The 20,416-nt window shown below is 70.6% G+C and carries 21 protein-coding genes; 10 read left to right on the top strand and 11 right to left on the bottom strand.

Annotated elements, in window-relative coordinates; genetic code table 11:
- Positions 1-53: 53 nt before the first annotated feature.
- The 3 genes from ACA361_RS37985 (at position 54) to ACA361_RS37975 (ending at position 3,010) form a co-directional block, all read left to right on the top strand.
- Positions 54-980 carry an AraC family transcriptional regulator gene (locus ACA361_RS37985; RefSeq protein ID WP_375019971.1) on the top strand — a complete coding sequence of 309 codons (927 nt, stop codon included), beginning with the start codon at positions 54-56 and terminating at the stop codon, positions 978-980.
- 196 nt (positions 981-1,176) lie between these two features.
- Positions 1,177-1,851 (top strand): DUF4158 domain-containing protein, encoded by a 675-nt coding sequence (locus ACA361_RS37980; protein ID WP_375019970.1) that lies wholly within the window; start codon positions 1,177-1,179, stop codon positions 1,849-1,851.
- A gap of 847 nt (positions 1,852-2,698) precedes the next feature.
- Complete coding sequence (locus tag ACA361_RS37975) at positions 2,699-3,010, top strand: hypothetical protein (protein WP_375019969.1); 312 nt, start codon at positions 2,699-2,701, stop codon at positions 3,008-3,010.
- 56 nt (positions 3,011-3,066) lie between these two features.
- On the opposite strand, the gene ACA361_RS37970 is transcribed toward ACA361_RS37975, so the two are convergent.
- Positions 3,067-3,900, bottom strand: coding sequence for an ANTAR domain-containing protein (locus tag ACA361_RS37970; protein WP_375019968.1), 834 nt, complete (start codon positions 3,898-3,900; stop codon positions 3,067-3,069).
- A gap of 769 nt (positions 3,901-4,669) precedes the next feature.
- On the opposite strand from ACA361_RS37970, the gene ACA361_RS37965 reads away from it, so the two are divergent.
- Together ACA361_RS37965 and ACA361_RS37960 are read left to right on the top strand one after the other, a co-directional pair.
- A complete protein-coding gene (locus ACA361_RS37965) occupies positions 4,670-4,858 on the top strand; it encodes a hypothetical protein (RefSeq protein WP_375019967.1) in 189 nt (62 codons plus the stop codon).
- A gap of 36 nt (positions 4,859-4,894) precedes the next feature.
- The gene (locus ACA361_RS37960) at positions 4,895-5,566 is read left to right on the top strand and encodes a recombinase family protein (RefSeq protein ID WP_375019966.1); all 672 of its coding nucleotides are present in this window, start codon (positions 4,895-4,897) and stop codon (positions 5,564-5,566) included.
- A gap of 42 nt (positions 5,567-5,608) precedes the next feature.
- Here the strand turns inward: ACA361_RS37960 and ACA361_RS37955 are convergent, their stop codons facing one another.
- The 3 genes from ACA361_RS37955 to ACA361_RS37945 form a co-directional block, all read right to left on the bottom strand.
- Positions 5,609-5,980 carry a Tn3 family transposase gene (locus ACA361_RS37955; protein WP_375019965.1) on the bottom strand — a complete coding sequence of 124 codons (372 nt, stop codon included), beginning with the start codon at positions 5,978-5,980 and terminating at the stop codon, positions 5,609-5,611.
- On the bottom strand, positions 5,923-6,336 hold the full coding sequence (locus ACA361_RS37950; protein ID WP_375019964.1) for a DUF4158 domain-containing protein: 414 nt from the start codon (positions 6,334-6,336) through the stop codon (positions 5,923-5,925). Before ACA361_RS37950 ends, ACA361_RS37955 begins: the two co-directional genes overlap by 58 nt.
- A 199-nt stretch (positions 6,337-6,535) precedes the next feature.
- A complete protein-coding gene (locus tag ACA361_RS37945) occupies positions 6,536-7,195 on the bottom strand; it encodes a TetR/AcrR family transcriptional regulator (RefSeq protein ID WP_375019963.1) in 660 nt (219 codons plus the stop codon).
- Between the two features lie 97 nt (positions 7,196-7,292).
- On the opposite strand from ACA361_RS37945, the gene ACA361_RS37940 reads away from it, so the two are divergent.
- The gene (locus tag ACA361_RS37940; RefSeq protein ID WP_375019962.1) at positions 7,293-8,207 is read left to right on the top strand and encodes an NmrA/HSCARG family protein; all 915 of its coding nucleotides are present in this window, start codon (positions 7,293-7,295) and stop codon (positions 8,205-8,207) included.
- On the top strand, positions 8,204-8,605 hold the full coding sequence (locus tag ACA361_RS37935) for an SgcJ/EcaC family oxidoreductase (protein WP_375019961.1): 402 nt from the start codon (positions 8,204-8,206) through the stop codon (positions 8,603-8,605). Before ACA361_RS37940 ends, ACA361_RS37935 begins: the two co-directional genes overlap by 4 nt.
- A 580-nt stretch (positions 8,606-9,185) precedes the next feature.
- On the opposite strand, the gene ACA361_RS37930 is transcribed toward ACA361_RS37935, so the two are convergent.
- Together ACA361_RS37930 and ACA361_RS37925 are read right to left on the bottom strand one after the other, a co-directional pair.
- Positions 9,186-11,498, bottom strand: coding sequence for a hypothetical protein (locus tag ACA361_RS37930; protein WP_375019960.1), 2,313 nt, complete (start codon positions 11,496-11,498; stop codon positions 9,186-9,188).
- Positions 11,499-12,434: 936 nt separating this feature from the next.
- Positions 12,435-13,667, bottom strand: coding sequence for a tyrosine-type recombinase/integrase (locus ACA361_RS37925; protein ID WP_375019959.1), 1,233 nt, complete (start codon positions 13,665-13,667; stop codon positions 12,435-12,437).
- A gap of 449 nt (positions 13,668-14,116) precedes the next feature.
- Here ACA361_RS37925 and ACA361_RS37920 point away from each other — a divergent pair, with 449 nt between their 5' ends.
- Positions 14,117-15,196 (top strand): hypothetical protein, encoded by a 1,080-nt coding sequence (locus ACA361_RS37920; protein WP_375019958.1) that lies wholly within the window; start codon positions 14,117-14,119, stop codon positions 15,194-15,196.
- Between the two features lie 57 nt (positions 15,197-15,253).
- Positions 15,254-15,676 carry a DUF4158 domain-containing protein gene (locus ACA361_RS37915; protein WP_375019957.1) on the top strand — a complete coding sequence of 141 codons (423 nt, stop codon included), beginning with the start codon at positions 15,254-15,256 and terminating at the stop codon, positions 15,674-15,676.
- Here ACA361_RS37915 and ACA361_RS37910 read toward each other — a convergent pair.
- Entirely contained in the window at positions 15,663-16,025 is a 363-nt protein-coding gene (locus tag ACA361_RS37910; RefSeq protein WP_375019956.1) for a hypothetical protein, read from the bottom strand. The genes ACA361_RS37915 and ACA361_RS37910 overlap by 14 nt on opposite strands.
- 87 nt (positions 16,026-16,112) lie before the next feature.
- The gene (locus ACA361_RS37905) at positions 16,113-16,316 is read right to left on the bottom strand and encodes a hypothetical protein (RefSeq protein ID WP_375019955.1); all 204 of its coding nucleotides are present in this window, start codon (positions 16,314-16,316) and stop codon (positions 16,113-16,115) included.
- A gap of 637 nt (positions 16,317-16,953) precedes the next feature.
- On the opposite strand from ACA361_RS37905, the gene ACA361_RS37900 reads away from it, so the two are divergent.
- On the top strand, positions 16,954-17,808 hold the full coding sequence (locus ACA361_RS37900) for a hypothetical protein (protein WP_375019954.1): 855 nt from the start codon (positions 16,954-16,956) through the stop codon (positions 17,806-17,808).
- A gap of 157 nt (positions 17,809-17,965) precedes the next feature.
- Here the strand turns inward: ACA361_RS37900 and ACA361_RS37895 are convergent, their stop codons facing one another.
- Genes ACA361_RS37895 through ACA361_RS37885 form a run of 3 tightly spaced genes read right to left on the bottom strand, consistent with a single transcriptional unit; the run spans position 17,966 to position 20,221 of the window.
- The gene (locus ACA361_RS37895; RefSeq protein WP_375019953.1) at positions 17,966-18,496 is read right to left on the bottom strand and encodes a DUF1524 domain-containing protein; all 531 of its coding nucleotides are present in this window, start codon (positions 18,494-18,496) and stop codon (positions 17,966-17,968) included.
- Positions 18,497-18,513: 17 nt separating this feature from the next.
- Positions 18,514-18,828, bottom strand: a complete 315-nt coding sequence (locus ACA361_RS37890; protein ID WP_375019952.1) for a transposase — start codon at positions 18,826-18,828, stop codon at positions 18,514-18,516.
- The gene (locus ACA361_RS37885; protein WP_375019951.1) at positions 18,809-20,221 is read right to left on the bottom strand and encodes an IS30 family transposase; all 1,413 of its coding nucleotides are present in this window, start codon (positions 20,219-20,221) and stop codon (positions 18,809-18,811) included. Before ACA361_RS37885 ends, ACA361_RS37890 begins: the two co-directional genes overlap by 20 nt.
- Positions 20,222-20,416: the final 195 nt, after the last annotated feature.

Genomic DNA, 20,416 nt, shown 5'->3' with positions numbered 1-20,416 from the left:
CTTGAGTTTGCGTCATTGTCTTCGCCGGAGTCGTTGTTGGTTACATTGGCTGCGTGGATGTTCTGTCTGATGTGGTGAGTGCGGCGCGTACCGGTCGGCCCCACTCGGGCCGGGTGACCAGGTCCGCTCCCTTCGCCCAGGGGTTTCCGGCGGTGCCGTCCGCCGGGTTCCACATCGTGCTCCAGGGAAGGTGCTGGCTTCTCCCCTCGCAGGGGGAGCCGGTCGCGCTCGGGCCGGGTGACGTGGCGTTCCTGCCGCGCGGATCCGCACACGGTCTGGCCGACGACCCGTCCACCCCGGTGAGCGAGCCGCCCTCAATGCTCACCGGAGTCCATGACGGCCGCAACGACGAGACGTCGGCCGACCGGCCGCCGACGGTGGTCATGCTCTGCGGCGCCTACCTCCTGGATGGCTCCGGGCCGCATCCGCTGTTAAACGACCTGCCCGAGGTCATCCATCTACCGACGCGGGTAGGGCGGCACAGGGAACTCCACGCCGCGGTCGAGCTCCTCGGCGTGGAACTGGACGGCGACGCCCGCCCAGGCTCCGACACCATCCTGCTCACCCTGCTAGATCTTCTCCTGCTCTACATCCTGCGCGCGTGGTTCGAAGAACAGCGCGTCTCCGGCCACTCCGCCACCGGCTGGGCCGCGGCCCTGCACGACCCCGCCATCGCCGCAGCCCTGCGCGCCATCCACGCAGACCCCAGCCGACCATGGACCGTCGAGGAGCTGGGCGCGCAGGCACGCCTGTCCCGCGCGGCCTTCGCCCGGCGGTTCACCCATCTGGTCGGGCAGCCGCCGCTCACCTACCTGACATGGTGGCGGATGACCACCGCCGCCCGGCTCCTGCGCACCTCCGACGCCCCCGTCAACACGATCGCCCGACAGGTCGGCTACAGCTCGCAGTACACCTTCACCCATGCCTTCAAACGCCAGTACGGGTCACCGCCCGGCAGTTACCGGCACCACGCCGGCTGAAGCACAACACCCGCGCAGGGATCCTCGAGGTTCAGCGGCCTATGTGGTTAGGGGTCCGGGGACTCTACTGACGGGTAGCTACGCTAAGGACTGAGCGGCAGGTCGACGCAGGGTTTTTTGTCCGAGAGTGGTCAAATGATCACAGTTCGGCACTACTGGCGAGTAGTTACCAGAAGCGTCCATACGGTCACGGATTGTGGCTTATGAGTTTCTGTCGGATGAGCAGGTGCGTCGGTACGGGGTGTTCGTGGCGGACCCGACGCCGGAGGAGCTGGAGCGGTTCTTCTTCCTGGACCAGCAGGGGCTGGCGCTCGCGCGCAAGAAGCGGCGCCGGCACAACCGGTTGGGCTGGGCGGACCAGTGGGGGACGGCGCGGATGCTGGGCACGTTCCTGGAGGACCCGGCGGGGGTGCCGCGGGTGGTGGTGGACTACGTGGCCGATCAGCTGGGGATCGAGGACGCGTCGTGCATCAAGGAGTACGCCGAGCGGGGCCCGACGCAGTACGAGCACACCGGCGAGATTCGGGACCTGCTGGGGTTTCGTGAGTTCGCCGACGCCGAGACCGAGATCGCCGCGTTCGTGGCCTCGCGGGTGGCCAAGACGCGGGACTCGCGGCGGGAGCTGTTCGACCGGGCGGCGCTGCGGCTGGTGGAGGAGCGGGTGCTGCTGCCGGGGATCACGCCGCTGACGCGGCTGGTGGCCGAGGTGCAGCGCGACACTCTGGGGCAGATCAATGCGGCGGTGGTGGCGCCGACACCGGTGCACACGCGGCGGGCGCTGATCGAGACGCTGGAGGTGCCGGGTGGCCAGCGGGTCTCGACGCTGGAGTGGATGCGCACCCCGGTGACCAAGCTGTCGGGGGCGGGCTAGGTCCAGGCGCTGGACCGGGCTTCCTATGTGCTGGGGCTGGGGACCGGCGCGGTGGACCTGGTGGGGGTGGCGCCGGTGAAGCTGGCCGAGCTGGCCTCCTACGGCCTGAACGCCAAGGCCCCCAAGATCAAGGGCCTGAAGGGCGAGCGGCGGGTAGCGACGCTGGTGGCGACGGTGCGCCAGCTGGAGCGCTCGTCGATCGATGACGCTCTGCTGCTGTTTGACCTGTTGATGTCGACGCAGCTGCTGTCGGGGGCGACCCGGGCCAGCAACGCCGAGAAGCTGAAGACGTTCCCGAAGCTGAAGACCGCGGCCGCGCAGATGGCGGCGGCCTGGGCGGTGGTGCTGCGTCAGCTGTCGGGCGGCGAGTTGGGACCCGAGTTGGGACCGGAGCCGCCGGGCGGGGACGGCGGTCCGGCGTCGAGCGAGGTGTCGATGCCGCAGGTGATGTCAGCCCGACCTGCTGCGGCGCCGACCGCTGAGCAGCACCGAGCGGGCCCGGCTGCGCGCCCGCCTGGAAGCCGAGCCCGCGGGTGCGGCCGACGCGCCGCCCCCGGCCCTGTGTCACCTGACCATCGACGGCCTGGACCGCGAACCCGATCAGGCCAAGGCGATCCGGCTCCGGGGCCGCGTCCACGCCGCCGCCCGCACCGCCGCCGAACAACGCCACACCACCTACCACGTCACCGACACCGCGATCACGATCGGCATCGCCGGACCCGACGCCCAGCAACGCATCGACCAACTCCGCGCCGCGCTGACCGCGCTCGCCGCCAAGCACCGATGGACCCTCCGCGACTCCCCGCGCTGAGCAGCCCGTTCCCGCGCGCAATGAGAACATCGCCTCATGCCCTGGTGGAAACGCAAACCCCGCATGCCCGCCGACACCGACCCCGACCTGGCCCAGTTCCGGCAGGAGCTCATCACACAGATCGGCGCCCAAGCCGCCTCCCGGGTGCGGCTCTCCCCTCGGGACTCGCCGACGCAGTTCCGCCCGGTGTGGGACCCGATGCCCAGCGACGAGGCGGTCAGCTACATCGGCACCCTGATCACCAGCCGCAACCCCGTGATCGCGCCGACCGATCTGGAAGCGCAGCCCAACTCCAGCGGCTGGTGGGTTGTGCTCCTGCGTCCCGGCGCCGGACGGCTGAACCTCTGACCGCCAGAGAGACGATCAAGGGTGTCGGGATTACCGGTGGCGGTGCTGGGCGGGCTTTAGGGTTCGGGCCGCTCCGGGGTGGGTGGGGGAACGGTGTCGGTGGCGATGGCGCGGGCGATGTCGGCGAGTTTGCGGTTGGTGGAGCGGGCGCGTTTGCGCAGGACCTGGAAGGCCGCGTCGGTGGTGATGCCTTGCCGGGTCGCGATAATGCCTTTGGCTTGTTCGATGTAGACGCGCGAGTCCAGGGCGGTTTGGAGCTGGTGGTTGAGGATGGCCTGCTGGTCCATGGCGCGCTGCTGGAGCAGGGCGATGGTGGCGATGTCGGCCAGCGCGCGGGCCAGCCCCTGGTCGGGAGCGTTGAGCTCCTGCGCGGCGCGGGTGAACAGGTTCAGCACGCCGACGGTGTGCTCGCGCAGGTTCATCGGCACCGCGTACACCGCGCGGTATCCGGCCTGGCCGGCGCGGGTGACCAGCGGTTCCCAGGTCGGATCGTAGGGGCCGGGCTGGACGTATTGGGTGACCTGGCCGGTGTGGTAGGCGGTCAGGCAGGGCCCGGTCTCGGCGTCCAGCTCGAACAGCTCCAGCATCCGGATCTGCTCGGTGGAGGAGGCCAGCAGCCGCAGGGACTGGTCGGGGGCGGCGTACATCACCCCGGCGCCGTCGACCTGCAGCAGGTCCAGGCAGTGCCGGGTGACCCGGTACAGCAGATCGGCCAGGTCGTAGTCGGTGATCAGGGTGTCGGCCAGGTCCACCAGCGCCGCCAAGGCGCGCTCCTCGCGCGAGGACGACGCCACCGGCGGACGCGCCTCGCCGCCGGCAGGTTCAGCGGCAGGGCTGTTGGCGTGGTCGCGGGGGTCGGGCTGGTGGGGTGGTGCGGGCGTGGCGTCCATCGAGATGACTTCCCGTGCGCGGTGATCGGAGTCAAGGCATCACCGGCGATCCCTGCACGCCACCGGTTCCAGGGCGGAACCAAGTGGGGCGTGGCGGGCGCCGGTCCGAAGTCCGGCGCGGCGCGGGGTCTGGACGGCACGCACGAAGCGAAGAATGCGGTTGTCAGGCAAGGACATCACATCACGGCCGGACGCCGACGAACCAACCTTTGGCCCGTATCGGCTCGCCGTGGCGGACCCTCCGCTCCCGAACGTGTCCGCAGCCCCACGTAGGAATCGATCTTTAGGTGGCGTCCCAGGGGGTGTCGGGATTAGGCGGTTTGACGACAGACCTTCGCCGACGCCCAGGAAACCGGACATCAGCGGACGAAAGACCACCTCTGAGTGACAGATTCGCGCCTTGATTGACGACATGGTTTAACGACACCAAGATGGGAGCCCGACCCCTTGGAGGAGAGCGCCGTGCTGTTGCCCCAGATCCCGCTCGACGACCCGCGCGTGCTGGCCCTGGCCAAGGCCCGTCAGCAGTTCGCCCACGACTGCACTTTCCTACCGACGTAGGAGGAGCTGACCGACGAGGACCGGGAGGCCGGGCTGCCCGACGCCCGTAACTACTTGGAATCGGCGATCAACGCCTGACTCGTCCCCGCCGTAAAGCTCATCGACAGCGGATGGCGCGCGAGCCTGACCAACATCAACGACGAGATCGAGCAGCAGACCACCGCCATGGCCACCGCGGCCGCCGATCTCCACCAGCCCGTCCGGCGGGATGAGCGTCGGCACCGTGCTGAACAAGCTCGCCGAGACCGCCGAGCACACCGCGGAGTTCGCCCGCGAGTTCGGCGACCAGAACTGGGTCGACATGAACGAGACCGAGGCCGCCGGCTGGCGCAAGACCCTCGCGGACCTGGAAACCGCCGCCGCCACCTTCCGCCGCACCGTCAACCTCATCGGCTGACCGGCCTCCGCCTGGCCTGACACTCAAGGAGTGCCCGTGCAGATCGTGTACTCCCGGTCGTCGACCGCGACCCAGTCCCTGCTGCGGCAGCGGCACATCCTGACCGAGGCCGGTCTGCTGGTCCGGGCCGAAGGCGTCGCCGAGGGGTTTCGCACGGCACCCGGGGTGCTGCTGTTCGAAGACGCCGCGACCACGTCCAAGGTCCCTGCGTTGGAGCGGCCCGGGTTCGCCAAGTTGGCCGCGGCCGCCAACCCAGGCGACACCGTGACGGTCTCGGAGTTGTTCCGCCTGTGCCGGGACTTGGTCGACATCCATCACGTGCGGGCCTGGTGCCTGGCCCGCGGCGTTGCCCTGCGGGTGTTGTCGGGCCCGTTGTCGAACTTCGCCGACCTCGCGGCCAAGGACGCCACCACGGACCTGCTCGTCAATGTCATCACGGCCGTGGGCCAGTTCCAGCGAGATCTGCAGAACGAGCTGACTGACGAGGGGATCGCCGCGGCCGAGGCCGAAGGCCGGTACCGGGGCCGCCCGCCCGCCCTGTCCGGCGCCATGCTCGCGGAAGTCCGCGCGGCCTTCCGCGACGAGGGCGCCTCGATCGCCGCCCTCGCCCGCAGGCACGGGGTGAGCCGGGTGGCCGTACGGACCGCGCTGCACGGCCTGCTTCCCGACCAGAGCACCCCCGCCCGCCCGGCCGGGATGATCGAGTAGACAGGACGACGGTGACCTGGCCGAATGGCCTGGCCCTGATGCTCAGGCGGCGAGGTCCAGGTCGAGGCGGCGTCCCATATCGATGTCGATGGTGCCGTAGAGGTTGGCGTTGGACCAGAACAGCGGGGACAGGCCGCGCTTGTCGGCGTCGGTCATCTTCTGCTGCCAGGCGGGATCCTTCAGGACGGACTGCACGAGCAAGGTGTTGATGAACACGTCCTCACCCGTGGCCAGCTTCCACAGCGACCGCGCCGCATCCGCCGACAACCCGTTCAGCACATGCAGGCAAAACTCCCGCTCAAACCGGGCCCGGCCCGCTCCTACGATCCGGTCCGCCCGTCCCGGCGGCTCGATCTTCAGACTCCGGCAACGCGCCAGCAGCGCCGACCGCAGCCCCTCATCGGTGAACACCATCGGCAGATCTTGTCTGCCAGCCACTCGGCCAGCACATCCTCATCCGCCCGCGTCGACTCCCGGAACCCCAACGCCTCCCGCACCTGCGCCCGGTGCCGCTCGATCGACCGCCCTGACCAGTCGTACTCCGCCAGCAGCGCCGGATCGACCTTGACCTGCCCAGCCACGTAGTCGACAGCAGCCTTGGGCAGCTCACCCACATGCCGCGGGAACCGGCCCTCCAGCTCGAAGAACTTCAGCAACAGACCGAAGCCCAGACGGGTCGCCCCCGTCTTGTTCCCCACCAGCTCCCAGTCGCCGTCCAGCAGCGTCCACGCTGCGATCAGCTCCTCCGGCTCCCACTCCCGACGCACCATGCACCCCATTCGCCCGATCGGCCCCCCCGAGATCGGGAACACCCTTGAACAACCGAGATGCGCTACCGCGCGGTAAACCCGTCTTACAACGATCACGAACCGCAACCGTGACCTCTCACTCGGCTACCTGGCGGCTGGGGACACGTTCGGGAGCGGAGGGCCGACCCGGCCCTGCGCGGTGCAGGGGCCGAGGGGCGGATCAGGTTCGCCAACGCGCCGTCAGCAGGCGTTGCGCGGGGGGCGGCCCTGGCAGGTCGGCGCGCGGCTGGGCGGCGAGGCCGCCCAGGGCGATCGCGATCAGGCGGCGCCGGGCGGCCCGCGCTTCGGTGGCGAGCGCGGGGTCGTCCAGGTCCTGGATCTGCTCGACCAATGGCGACCGGCCCAACTGCTCGATGAGCAGGAGGACGTCGGTCGCCGTCACGTCCCGGCGTAGTCCGCCGCACTCGTGCGCGCGGTCCACCAGGACAGCGAAGTCCCGGTCTGCCGAGGCCGCGAGGCCGGCCATCTGCGGGGGCAGCGACGTCAGCCTCCCCAGCGGGGCCAGCGTGCCCTGGCCGTACTCGACGCTCTCGACGACCAGGTTCTGCAGTCCCTGCCACGGGTCGGGGTGGTCGGCGGCCGTCCGCACGGTCGCTATCCACTGCTGGTTCGACAGCACCAGCAGCCGTTCGTACAAGGCGGCCTTGCCGTTGTAGCGCCGGTAGAGCGTGCCCACGCCGACCCCGGCGGCCTCGGCGATCGCGTTGACCGAGGCGTGCACCCCGTCGCGCGCGAACACCCGCCGGGCGGCCTGCAGGAGGGCTTCGTCGTTGCGGGCGACCTCGGCCTGCCGGGCCTGCTGCTGTTTGGAGACACCCATGCCGGTCATCCTAGACCTTGCGGAGCGAATGGCTCCGCAGTAGTGTCCTCGATCTGCGGAGCGAATTGCTCCGCACTGAGAGGGAAACGAGGACCCTATGCACTCGACCAAGACCGTGCTCGTCGCCGGAGCGACCGGAAACCAAGGCGGTGGCACCGCCCGGGCGCTGCTCGCCGACGGCTGGAACGTACGGGCCCTGGTGCGCGACGCGGACGCGGTCCCCGCCCGCGCCCTGGCCCGCGCCGGCGCGACCCTGGTGCGCGGCGACCTCGATGACGCGGAGTCACTGGCCCGGGCGGCCGTCGGCGCCCACGGCGTGTTCAGCGTCCAGCCGCTGGCCGTCTCCGAGGAGGAACTGGCCACCGAGGTCCGCCGCGGGATCGCCCTGGCCGACGCCGCCCGGGCCGCAGGAGTCGCGCACCTGGTCTACAGCTCCGTCGACGGCGCCGAACGCGCCACCGGCATCGACCACTTCGAGTCCAAGACCCGCATCGAGGAGCACATCGCCGCCACCCTCCCGTCGGCGACGATCCTGCGGCCGGTGTTCTTCATGGACAACCTGCTGTGGTACGCCGACGCCACCAACGAACGCGTCCTGGAACTACCGGTGGTCCCCGACCGCCCGATGCAGATGATCGCGGCCTCGGACATCGGCCGGATCGCCGCCAAGGCGTTCGCCGAACCCGATGCCTACCTCGGCGCCCGGCTGGCGATCGCCGGGGACGCCGTCAGCTTCGAGCAGGTGGCGGCGGCTTACCAGCAGGTGACCGGTGTCCCCACGCGGCTGGCGCCCAAGCCGATCGAGGAACGGATGTACCAGTGGTTCGCAGAGGACGGCTACCAAGCCGACATCCCCACCCTGCGCACCGACTTCCCCTGGCTTCAGCGCTTCGACGCCTTCCTGCGCAACGCGCTCATCCCCGGCCGCTCCCCCCACTGCCCCCCCGCCATGCCCGTACCGGCCGCAGCGGCCGCCCCCGGCCCCCGCATTCAGAAAGCGAGATCGTCGTGAACCCCGATCCCACCCCATCCACCGACGTCAGCGCCATCGCACGGGTCGTGGCCGCCGTCGAACACACCCAGCGCACCAAGGACACCGAGGGCTTCTTGGCACTGTTCCACCCCGACGCGCTGTGGACGACCGCCCACGGCAAGGTCCTGGTCGGTCTGGACGCCATCGCCGAGTTCACCCGCGCCGTGCTACCGAGGGCCGACTGGGACGGAGACGTCACCTACCAAGCCGTCCACACCCGGTTCCTGCGGCCGGACGTGGCGGCCGTCAAGGTCAGGCAGGTCTACCACACCCCCGACGGCGCTTCCGAGGGCACCCCGCTGTACATCATGACCAAGCAGGACGACGGGGCCTGGCTGCTGCACGCCGGCCAGAACACTCCGGTCCGAGCCGATTGAGCATCACCCGCGTCGCCGCCCCACTCCGCAGCGGCCTGGGGCGCCGCCGGTCGCTCGGGTGCCCGGGCCCCGCAGCCGGCCCGGCGTCCTCCCCAGCGTCAGGACGAACGGTGGCCGCCCTCCCTGAAGGGGGTTGGGGCGAGGTGGGCGCGGGGGCGAACGCCTCACCGCCGGTCTCGACGTTGAGCGTGATGTTCGGCGCGGGGGGCCGTGGCTGTTGGCCGAGGTGTGCGGAGATCTGGACCTGGTCAGCGCTCCGATGCTGCTACACCGAAGCCGAGGTCAGACCCCCGTCGCCCCGGCCCGAGGAGAGCGAGGGCGGCACTGCCTGGAATGCGGGGAGGCCATGACGGCGGTGGAATCTGCCGCCTCGCAGGCCCACGACTGGCACGGGCGGCGCGCCGACTGCCAAGCCGAGCATCTCGCGCAAGCCGCCGACGCCGCAGACCAGGACTGACCGCCGCCCAACACCGCTACGCCACCGACGCCCGAGCCGAACGCTCGGGCGTCGTTGCATCCCCGCTCCAACCAGCTACAACGCGACCTAACGATCCCTTTCTGGCGTATTCCGGCTGCCCCCCTATCTGAGGCTCGGCGGGGACGGCGTGGTGTTCATGCGCTCAGTGAGCGTATCTGCATGTACGCGCATGCCGATGCTCAACATTGCGCCGATGAGGACTCCCCCGTCAGCGACGTCGCTCACGGGGGTGTCGGTGGCGATGCGGCTGGCGAGAGTTTGCGCCTGTTGTCTCGCTCCTGCTTGCCACATGGCTTCCAAGAGGCGGACCGTGCTGGTGATGCTGTGCACGGGGGTGTGGGTGGCGGCGCGGTTGGCGAGCGTGACGGCCGCCTTTTGCATTTCTGGCGCACTCCCGACGGCCTCCAGGAGGCGGATCACGCTAGCGGCGTTCCGCACGGGAGCGTGTGTGGCGGCGCGGCTGGCGAGCATGACCGCCGGCTTATACAACTCCAGACGCAGCATTTCTGCCAGGAGGCGGACGGCGCCAGCGACGTCGTCCAGTTCGGCATCGGTGGCGATGCGGCTGGCGAGAGTCTCCGCCTGTGGTGTCGTGCCCGTCTTCCGCATTGCCTCCAGCAGGTGGAATGCACCGCCGATGTCACGGAGGGAGACGCTGGTGGCGATGCGGCTGGCGAGAGTTTGCGCCTGTTGTCTCGCTCCTGCTTGCCACATGGCTTCCAAGAGGCGGACCATGCTGGTGATGCTGTGCACGGGGGTGTGGGTGGCGGCGCGGCTGGCGAGCGTGACGGCCGACTGTTGCATTTCTGGCGAACTCCCCACGGCCTCCAGGAGACGGACCACGCTGGCGACGTCGTCGTTCACCTGGGTGTGGGTGGCGGCGCGGCTGGCGAGCGTGACGGCTGGCTCGGCCAATTCCAGGCTCAGCATGGCGTGCAGGAGGCGGATGACGTCGGCGACGTCGCTCACGGGGATGTCGTTGGCGATACGGCTGGCGAGCGTTTCCGCCTGTGGCGTCGCACCCGCCTTTCGCATCGCCTCCAGCAGGCGCACCATGCTGGCGACGTCGTCGTTCACCTGGGTGTGGGTGGCGGCGCGGCTGGCGAGCGTGACGGCTGGCTCGGCCAATTCCAGGCTCAGCATGGCGTGCAGGAGGCGGATGACGTCGGCGACGTCGCTCACGGGGATGTCGTTGGCGATACGGCTGGCGAGCGTTTCCGCCTGTGGCGTCGCACCCGCCTTTCGCATCGCCTCCAGCAGGCGCACCATGCTGGCGGTGTGGCGAACGGTGCTGGAATGGACCGGGGTGTGGGTGGCAGCACGGGTGGCGAGCGTGACGGCCGGCTCGGCCAACCCCAGGCTCAGCATAGCCTCCAGGAGACGGACGACTTCGATGACGCTGCGGACCGGAGTGTTGGCGGCCGCGCGCCCGGCGAAGGTTGCGGCCGGCTCGTCGGCCCCTGCATTTCGCATCGTCTCCAGGAGACGGATCACATCAGCGGTGTAGAAAACGGGAGTCTCCACGGCAGCGCGAGCGGCGAGGATCACCGCCTGCTCCCGGGTCCGTGCTTTCAACATCGCCTCCAGCAGGCTGACAACGTCGGCAGTGTCTCGGACGAAGGCATCTGCGGCCACATGTTCGGCAAGCAGCACTGCTTGCTCCCGCATGGCGGCCCGCACCATCGCGTCCAACAAACCGGTTACAGCGATCGGATCGGTGAGATCGATGCCCTTGAGGATTTCGGCCGAGGCCGGAAGTGCTGGGCCCTCCAACTGGTCGAGGAGACGCTCGAGATCTCGGCAGCGCTGTTCGGCAGCAATGGCGCGCTCGCGCGCATGCGCCAGGCGGCGCCTCAGGACGCCAATCTCGTGGCCTAGGCGTTCTTTCTCCGCATACGAAGCCGCCCGGTCGGCGTCCCAAGCCGCTCGCAGCCGATCGTGCATGTCGGTGAGCTCACCGACTTGGCGGATGCGGTCGGCGATCTGTTCCTCAAGGCTGCGGGCATAGCCCTCGGCCTCATCCCGCCGGATCGCGGCGATCTCCAGTTCGTCGCTGGCCAGGCGCACGCGGTACTCACCAGGGTGGGCAGCTTGCAGAGCCTCCAACTGCAGCCGAGTCAGGTGCTCGCGAACCTCCTGAGAGACCTCCTTACCCCTTCCAGCGAGGATGGCCAGCAGGGTGTTGAGAAACCATTGATCTCGAGGGACACGCTTGCCGTTGAGATAGCGCGACAGGGTGCCCTTGTCGATGGGATGGCGGCTGGCGAACCGGCTTACCGACATGTCCGCGGCCAGCCATATCGTCCGCAACTCGTTCGCCCAGGCCAGAACCTCGGGGCTCAGCTTGGGATCCAGCGGCTTGAAACCAGCCGAGGCCCGGGGGGAAGCCGGCGAACTGGTGGCGAGCTCGGTCATAGCCGCCATCATCGGCAGCCCGCCCCGACCGCGCAGGCCATTAAACACCTTCGGTGTTGCCATCTGCTGCAACCCATTGCGGATCTTGTCTCGCTGTGGAGCAACACCCGTTGCCCGGGCCGTCTGGAGGCCGGGCGTGCCGCCGACTCCCCGAACTTCGTGCGCTTGCCAGAGCTCGCAGTCTCCGACGGGTCCCCGTCGCGGCATGAACACAGGTGACATGGGACCGGTCTGCTCTCAGACGCGGTGGCGTCCATGCCACACCCCATACAGCGCCAGCGCCAGCCCAGCCACCGCAACCCCAGCCCCCACTGGAACCCACATGGTCGGAAAGGACCAGACCAGCACACCCGCCGCGATCCCCACGAGGATGCAGACTCCCGCCGCAAGCACGTGCCGGGGCACGAACACCCCAGGGCCGCGTCGGTCAGCCTGCGGAGATACGTTCGCAGGCGGCTGGGGGATGTTGCGGGCAGGGTGAGACATCGTGCTGTCCTTTCGCTGGGAGAACTGTCCTTCCATCTCCTCAAAGCCGACGACGCCGGGCAGTTGAGGGACGTCTCCAGCAAGCCAGCTCCGCGCGGGGTTGCACCAGAGCGCAACGGCCTCAAAAGAGATGTTGCAGCGGGTGGCAACGCTCGGAGTCGGTCGACCAGGACCGGGATAGGCGAAGCTCCGGTCGATCCAAGCTCCGGTCGATCCGGCGTGTACTCGTCGAACACGCCGTCGAGGTCGGCGTGCCCGCCCCGGCGCGCCGAGGCGGGCACGTACAGGGATCTCGATGGCGTCGTCGGCGATGAGACCAGCCGAGCCCCTGCCCAGCTCAAGTGCGCGGGTCATGATGGCCTCGATCAGCGCTCGCCGGCCAGTCAACCGATGCCTTGTCGCGCAGTTGTGCGGTGCGGCTTCGCGCCGCGCGGTGGCAACAGGGATGTCCTACCTGCGCTCGCTGGGTGGACGGAGATCGTTGGTGCGGTGTTTGGCGAGGATGCGGGTGAGGTCGGTGACCGGTGAGGCGGCGAGTTTGTGGTTGGTGTCGTCGTAGCCGCGGGTGGTGCGGGGGTCGGCGTGGCCGGCCAGGTCCTGCACTTTGGCCAGTGGGATGTCGTGGCCGAGCAGGGTGGTGATGACGGTGCGGCGGCCGCTGTGCGGGGAGAGCCGGTCGGCGGCCGGCAGCCCGGCCAGGCGCGCCTGTCTGCGCAGGATGTTGGTGATGTCGCGTTGGGTGAGGCGTTTGTCGCCGGGTTTGGCGGGGTCGTAGGGGTGCGGGGCGGTGACCAGCAGCGGGCCGGGCGGACAGGTGCCGCCGGGGTGGCGGCGGGCGCGGACGGCCAGGTAAGTGTCCAGGACCCGGCATAGTTCGCCATCGAGGCGAACGAAGTCGCGGCCGGTGGGGCCCTTGCCTTTGACGCCGTGCCACAGCACCCGGTAGCCGGCCTCGGTGCCCAGGTCGGCCAGGTCGGCGCCGGTGAAGGCCGACACCCGCAGCGCGGTGTAGAACAGCAGCGCGATCACTGCGGCGTCGCGCCAGGCGGCCTCGGTGTCGCGGGCGGCGGCGCGGGATTCGGCGGTGTCCAGCAGCCGGGCGGTCTCGGTGACGCTGAGGGTGGGGGCCTTGCGGGCGGACGCGGCGATCTCGGTACTGGAGGGCCGCTTGACCAGCAGGGTGGGGTTGCGGTCGGCGACGTCGTTGGACTGCAGGTAGGTGTACCAGGAGGAGACCGCCGCCAACCGGCGGGCCCGGGTGGCGGCGCTGGGCGCGCGGGTGGCGCCGCGCACGGTGACGGTCATCGCCGCGGTCCAGTCGTCGATGTCGGCGCGCCGCGCGGCCAGCGGGTCCAGCCGGGTGCGGGCGCAGTGGTCGAGCCAGCTGGCCAGGTCGCGGTAGTAACCGCGGCGGGTGGCCTCACTGGTCTGGGCGCGCAGCCAGGCCACGGTCAGCGCCCGCAGACCGTAACGGTCGCCGGGCGCGTCGGACGGCAGCGCGGGCAGCAGCGTCACCGCTTCGGCGATCGCCGCCGCGACCGCCGCCGCCCCGGGCGCTGCGGTGCCGGCCGCCGTGCCGGGCACGGTGTCGGCCGCCGAGGTCAGCGGCCGGACCGGCTCGACCATCACCGGTGGCGAGGGCGGCCTGTGGTGCGGGCCGGTGCCAGTGGATTCTCGTGCCACCAGGAGCCTCCTGTGCTTGGTCATGTGTGCCGGTGCGTGCTGGGGCTGTCGGCCCGCCGGACCGAGCTTCGCGAAACGGACATTCGGCCGTCATGCCTCCAGCGCCCCCACGCGACTGCCTCCTGTGCTCGCCGCACAGGCCGCCTCAACCTTCCTCGAGCCGAAGGGGCCACGTCGCGCGACGGCGGCCCACCTCTGACTGCTGGTCCAGGATAACCGTCCTTATCCCGGAGCCTCAACAGCCAAGCTGTTGCGCGTTTCGCTCGCCGTGTTAATTTTTCGCGTCGAAACTACGCGATAATCGGGCTAGGATGAGGCGGGTGAGCAGCGACGAGGACAGCCCGCGTCCGGTGACCGGGCAGCAGGGCGAGGTTTCCGGTCCCAGTGACGCCGCCGCATCCGGCGCTACGGCCGCCGACCGCGCGGAAGACCGGACTGGGAGCCCAGCGGTGCAGGGTGGAGCGCAGCCGGCGGCGGGCGCGGTGTGCGCGCTGGCCGACTGCGCCGAGCCGGTGCCGGCCGCCGGCCGCGGCCGCCCGGCCAAGTACTGCAGCAAGGCGCACGCCGACCAGGCCAGCCGGGACCGCCGGGCCGCCGACGCCGCGGCGGTCAACGAGCCGCTGCGCCGGGCCGAAGCGCTGGCCGCGCCGCTGCCGGCGGCCATCGACGCGCTGCAGCAGCAGCTGACCGCCCTGGCCGAACAACTGTCCCAAGCACAAAGCGGGGCACTGGCCCGGGTGCAGCGCGCCGAGGCCGAGGCCGTCACCGCCCACCAGGCCGCCGCCGACGCCCACGCCCGCGCCACCGCCGCCGAGGCCGCCCGAACCCGCGCCGAGACCGCGGCCACCGCGGCCCGCGACGCCCAGGCCGCCGCCGAGCAGGCCGCCGCCCGCGACCGCGTCGACCTGGCGCAGGTGCGCGCCGACACCGCCGAGGCCATCACCGCGCACCGTCAGGCCCGCGACGCCGCCCGCGACGCCCAGGCCGCCGCCGAGGCCGCCCGCGACGCCAAGACCACCGAACTGCGCGAACTGCGCCAGGCCCACGAGCAGGAACTGGCCCGCCGCGACAGCGCCGCCCGCGCGCAGGCCGACCAGATGCAGGCGGTCCAGGCCGAACTGGGCCGTACCACCACGGCGCTGGCCACCGCCCGCGAGGCACTGGCCACCGCCCGCGGCGAGACCCGCACCCAGCAGGCCCGGGCCGAGGCCGCCGAAGCCGCCCTCCAGAGCGCGCGCGCCGACCAGCAGGCCGCCGCCCAACGGGCCGCCACACTGCAACAGCGGGTGCGCGACCTCGACACCGCCGTCACCCAGGCCGGCGAGGAGACCGCCGCCGCCCGCGCCGCCCTGGCCTCCCGCGACGCCCTCTGCGCGCGGCTGGAAACCGACCTGGCCGCCGCCCGCGCCGAGGCCGCCGCCCAGCGCGAACGCGCCGCCCGCGCCGAAGCCGCAGCACCCGACGCAGCCCCCTCCCCCAGCCCCGACACCCCGGACGGCACCGTTCCGGCGACGCCCGGCCCCGGCTGACCTCGGACACAGCGAAGCGCAGCGACCTCTCGCGGCGCTGCAGCGGCCCAGCGGGCGTTGGAGTTAGCGCCGTCGGTCGGCCGGTACACCGGGCCGCCGTCGCGGGCGGAGCTTGAGAAGTTGTTCTTCCTGGATGACGCCGACCGTGAGCTGATCGCCAAGCGGCGGGGTGAGGCCAGTCGGCTGGGGTTTGCGCTGCAGGTGACCACGGCGCGGTTCGTGGGCCGGTTCCTGCCCGATCCGCTGGACGTGCCGGCCGAGGTGCTTGACTACCTGGCGGCTCAGCTCGGCATCGCTGATGTGTCGGTGGTCAAGCGGTACACCGAGCGGCGGCAGGCGCCGTTCGATCACCAGGAGGAGATCAGAAGGGCCTACGGGCTGCGGGACTTCGGCGAGGCCGAGGACGAGTTCGCGGCGTGGGTGGACGCGCGGGCGTGGAACACCGGGGACGGCGCCAGGAGCGTGTTCACCGACGGGTGATGTGGCTGCGGACCGGCAGGGTGGTGCGGGCGGCCCCGGTGGTGACGTGGACCGGCGCGTGCGGTGCTGTCTGGACCAGCACGTAGTCGGTCGGCCAGGCCGCAGCCGCGGTGAGTGCCCGGTCGAACGCGGCCGGGGAAAGGTCGAGCGGCTCGGGGGCGGTGGCGGGGCGTCCGGCGGAGCGTTCACGGACCATCAGCGCGGTCCGGGTGCCGTCGGTGATGGCCAGCGACTCGACCATCGGGTGCGGGAAGGGCGTGACCTGGCTGGTGCCGTCGCCGGTGACGTAGCCGCGGCTGTTCCAGGTCCAGGCGGTGGAGCGGTAGGGGGTCAGGCGCAGGGTGAGCACGATGTCCTCCGAACATGGGCCGTGGGGCCGGGGGACCGGGCGCGCCCGCCCCGCGGCGGGGGCGGGGCGGCCGCGCCTGGTGGGCGGTCAGGTGATCGGGGTGTCGTAGGTCATCGCGCCGTCGCTGGACCCGGACCGCTTCTTGGTCTGGTGCGACTCGTGCGGGCGCTGCACGAACACGCGCGGCGGGCCGGTGAACAGCCCGCCGGGCGGCGGCGGGGTGGTCGGCGGCTGCCAGGCCGCCGGAACACCGGCCAGAACGGGGGTGGGAGCGGGAGCGGAGTGGGGCATCACGAGCGGCCTCCTTCTACCGGCCCCGGGTCCGGACTGTCACCGGGGCATCACCCACAAGTGAACGCGGAGGGCAGGTTAGGCAGAAGGCGGCTGGGAATCCGAGCGGTATATCGGGTATACGGAGGCAGAGCCGCCATGGTCCCACGCGCGCCGAACGAGCAGCTCATCGCGCTGATGGCCGAGGCCGGATGGACCTACGCCCAGGTCGCCGGGCACGTGCGCGCCGTGGCCGCTGAGGCGGGTGTCGTGCTCCTCACCGGCAAGGCCGCCGTCCACCATTGGGCCAGGTACGGCACGGTCCCGCTGCCGCCGGCCCGCCTGTTCCTCGCGGAAGCTCTGAGCCGCCGCCTGCAACGTCCGGTCACCGTCGCCGACCTGGGACTAGGCTCGGCAGAACACGCAGCAGAACACCGGCCCGCCGCGACCGGCGATCCGGTGACCGCCCTGGCGAACCTCGGGAGGCTCGACGTGGACCGGCGCGCGTTCCTCACCACCGCGTTCTCCTTGCCGCTGGCCGCCGCCGTTCCTGAACCCGCCCGTGCGACCGGCCCCGCCGAGGCGACCCGGCGCGGCACCATCGGCGCGGCCGAGGTCAGCACTGTCCGCGACATCGTGAGCACCTTCGCCCGCGCCGATGAACGTCTGGGTGGCGGCGTCGGCCGCTCCACCATCGCCGAGTACCTGGCCACTGACGCCACCGGCTACCTTCGCGGCCGGTTCACCAGCGATACAGTGCGCGCCGACATGTACGGCGCGGTCGCCGAACTCGCCCGCCTGGCCGGATGGAGCCCACGACGACGGCCGCGAGCACCTCGCCCAGCATTACTACGGGCACGCCTGGCAACTGGCCCGCGAGTCCGACCCCGGCCACGCCGCGTTCATCCAGCGGCTCATGGCACACCAAGCCAACGACCTCGGCCACGGCCGCTCCTGCGTCCAGCTCGCCGAGGCCGCCGTCAATCACGGGCGCGGCCGGGTGGATACCGCCACGCTTGGCCAGCTGCACCTCGCGCTGGCCCGCACTCGCGCGGCCGCCGGCGACGCCCGCGCCGCCCGGAACGCCCTCGCCGACGCCGAACGCTGCATCAGTGCGCATCGCGACGGCGCCGAGCGGCCCTGGTGGGCGCTGGCGATGGGCGCGCCCGGACCGCTTCTGGCCACCCACACCGCCAAGACGCTCCGCGAGCTCAACGATCCGGCCGTCGAGCGGCACCTGACCGCCTCAGCACATCGCTGGAGCGCCGACACTCATCCCCGCGTCCGCGCGCTGAACCTGTGCGACCTGGGCGACTACCACGCCGAACGCGGGCACATCGAGCACGCCTGCATTGTCTGGGACGAGGCCTTGGAGCTCCTGCACGGCATCGACTCGGCACGCGCCCGAACCGCCATCACCGGAATCCGCACCCGGCTGTCGCCCTACCGCCGCCGCGGTATCGCTCTCGCGGCCTGCACCGACATGGCAGCGGCGCACTGGCTGAACGCCTGACCCAGGGCGTCAGTAAGCCGCCCGTTCGACCGCGGGCGGCTGACCGCGCACAAGGCCCAACTCGCCGTTGGGGAGTCACCGCCCGCGCTCACGCCCAAGGCGGTGAGCCTTCGGCTGCCGACGCTCGACAGTTGGTGACCCAGCGCGGGCGCAGCGCTCACAGGCAGGAGTGCAGCATCCGCTCCAGCGCCGCCTTCTCGGCCGCGTCGACCGTGAGGCGGTAACGGTGCTTCACATCGATCCAGGACCGGGCGTAGACGCAGTGGAAGGAGGCCAGCGGCGGCCGCCACTGACCGGGGTCCTTGTCGCCCTTGGCCTGGTTGACGTTGTCGGTCACCGTCCACAGCTGCGAGCTGTCGGTGTCGTTGGCGAAGCGTTTGCGCTGGTCGCGGGTCCAGGTGTTCGCGCCTGACCGCCACGCCTGAGCCAGCGGGACCATGTGGTCGATGTCGAGGTCGGACGCCTTTGTCCAGGTGGCGCCGTCATATGGGGAGGTCCAGGAGCCGGCGACCGTGGCGCACTTGGCGTCGGTCCGCACGTTCTTGCCGTCGCGCTTGAGGACGGCCTCGCGGGTGTTGCACTGGCCCGACACCGTGCTCCAGTGCGGGAACTGCCGGCGGTCGTAGCCGTCCATCGACCCCTCTGCCGCGACCTTCAGCGCGGCCAGCTGAGCTTCCCCCTGTTGCACGGACAGCGGAGGTGAGGTCACTCGAGGCTGTCTGAGGGCAGGTCGAGCCCTTCGAACGTGACGGGGCTGTGCATCCCGATACTGGAATGCCGCCTGTATGGATTATACCAGCATTCAAGCCATTCAAAGACCGCGCCGGCCAACTCCTTCCTTGTTGTCCAGGTTCGAGTGTCGAGTAACTCCAACTGCATCGTCCCCCAGAACGACTCCATCATGGAATTGTCGTAGCAGTCGCCGACCGTACCCATCGAACCGAGCAGCCCGGCATCCCGCAGACGCTTACCAAACGCCCAGGAGGTGTACTGGGTGAGTTCAACCAGTCGTTGCAACACTGGGCGTTGGCAACGAGCGTAGCTGCTCTTGGAAGACCTCGGTCGGCGTTCGCCAACCGAGGACCTTGCGGGGCCGGTTGTTGATCGCCATGGCGACAGCTTCGAGGTCCGTGGACGACCAGCGGGAGAGATCAGTGCCCTTGGGGAAGTACTGACGCAGCAGGCCGTTGGTGTTCTCGTTTGTCGGTCGTTGCCAGGGCGAGTGCGGATCGGCGAAGAACACCTTCGTCCCGGTGTCGAGAGCGAACTGGGCATGGCCGCAGAGTTCCTTCCCGCGGTCCCAGGTGAGGGTCTTGCGTAGCTGCTCGGGCAGCCGACTCATCGACATCGTGAGCGCCGCGTTCATCGCGATCGCGCCATAGCCCCCGAGCGAGGTGCCGTTCTTCACCGGCGGAATCTCGCCCCAGCCCTCGAGCCGGGGCAGGTGCACCAGGAGCGTGGTGCGGCTGCTGCGCTCGACAAGCGTGCCGATCGCGGAGCGGCCCGTCCCGATGATCAAATCGCCTTCCCAGTGTCCGGGGACCGCGCGGTCCCCGGCTTCGGCGGGGCGTTCGCTGAGGACGACGTCCGCGGTGATATGCCCCTGCGGCTTGTTCTGCGACCGTGCCCGGGGAGTCCGCAGCGCCCGGCCGGTACGCAGACACGTGACCAGTTCCCGCTTGAGCGCGCCACGGCCCTCGATGAACAGTGCCTGGTAGATCGCTTCGTGGCTGATGCGCATGGACTCATCCTCCGGGAAGTCGACATGGAGCCGGCGGGAGATCTGCTCCGGGCTCCATGCCGTCGCCCATCTCCTGTCCTGCCGGTGTGGCTTGTTCAGCCCTTTCCACGCGGGTGTTTCCGGTCCGGTGACGATCGTGCCGTCGCAACGGCGGACACTGCCGGCGAGCCGTTCCTGCACGTATTCGCGCAACTTGTCGTTGCCTGCAAGTTTTGCGGTCTTCGGGCGCTTCGCGGCCTGCTGTGCTTTCCACTGCGCGACCAGAGCCCGGTAGATCGGTTTTCCGCCCCTGGTCGCCGCGTTACGGCGCAGCTCGCGTGAGATCGTGCCCGCGTCGCGGCCGATCCTGCGGGCGATCTCGCGCACGCCGAGCTCCTGGACGCGCATCAGCGCGATCTCCTCGCGCTCGGCGAACGACAGGTAGCGGCCGGTGGGCTCGTCCAGACTGATCGGCGGCATTCCGCCAGCGTGACGGAACCACCGGATCCCGACCGGTGCCGACACGCCGACCCCCTCGGCCGCCTGGACCGTCGTGACCCCGGACGCGATCAGGCGCCAGAACTCCCGCTGCACAGCGCGCGACGGCTCCGGACGGCCGGGCGAGCGCATCGGCGCCCGCATCGCCCGATCCGCGGCCCACTGCCGTCGCGCCCCGGCCGGCGCCTGCGGCATCGACTTCCTCGGTCGTCCCATCCAACACCTCCATGATCGGGGTGTTGTGACGACCGGTTGAATCCGCCTTGCACGCCGTGATCGGAATGTATCAGCGTGCCAGGCGGCGGCTGCCGGTTCTGTATGGCCATCCCGAGAGCGTTGGTGACCAGGGTGGCGGTCTGCGCCGAGTCGATTGACCAGCCCACCACCTTG

Origin of the sequence: Actinomadura sp. 21ATH (genome assembly GCF_041951345.1) — a bacterium.
GTDB lineage: Bacteria > Actinomycetota > Actinomycetes > Streptosporangiales > Streptosporangiaceae > Spirillospora.
The sequence above is the reverse complement of the archived record's forward strand: the minus strand, read 5'-3'. Positions and strand labels throughout refer to the sequence as shown.

Excerpts from the sequence above, each read along its gene's own strand:
- ACA361_RS37950 (WP_375019964.1), bottom strand. The coding sequence starts at position 6,336 with ATGGTGCGTCGGGAGTGGGAGCCGGAGGAGCTGATCGCAGCGTGGACG.
- ACA361_RS37975 (WP_375019969.1), top strand. The coding sequence starts at position 2,699 with ATGCCCTGGTGGAAACGCAAACCCCGCATGCCCGCCGACACCGACCCC.
- ACA361_RS37955 (WP_375019965.1), bottom strand. The coding sequence starts at position 5,980 with ATGGTGTTCACCGATGAGGGGCTGCGGTCGGCGCTGCTGGCGCGTTGC.
- ACA361_RS37905 (WP_375019955.1), bottom strand. The coding sequence starts at position 16,316 with ATGCCCCACTCCGCTCCCGCTCCCACCCCCGTTCTGGCCGGTGTTCCG.
- ACA361_RS37940 (WP_375019962.1), top strand. The coding sequence starts at position 7,293 with ATGCACTCGACCAAGACCGTGCTCGTCGCCGGAGCGACCGGAAACCAA.
- ACA361_RS37945 (WP_375019963.1), bottom strand. The coding sequence starts at position 7,195 with ATGGGTGTCTCCAAACAGCAGCAGGCCCGGCAGGCCGAGGTCGCCCGC.
- ACA361_RS37885 (WP_375019951.1), bottom strand. The coding sequence starts at position 20,221 with ATGCCGCAGGCGCCGGCCGGGGCGCGACGGCAGTGGGCCGCGGATCGG.
- ACA361_RS37900 (WP_375019954.1), top strand. The coding sequence starts at position 16,954 with ATGAACGTCTGGGTGGCGGCGTCGGCCGCTCCACCATCGCCGAGTACC.
- ACA361_RS37965 (WP_375019967.1), top strand. The coding sequence starts at position 4,670 with ATGAGCGTCGGCACCGTGCTGAACAAGCTCGCCGAGACCGCCGAGCAC.
- ACA361_RS37930 (WP_375019960.1), bottom strand. The coding sequence starts at position 11,498 with ATGACCGAGCTCGCCACCAGTTCGCCGGCTTCCCCCCGGGCCTCGGCT.
- ACA361_RS37970 (WP_375019968.1), bottom strand. The coding sequence starts at position 3,900 with ATGGACGCCACGCCCGCACCACCCCACCAGCCCGACCCCCGCGACCAC.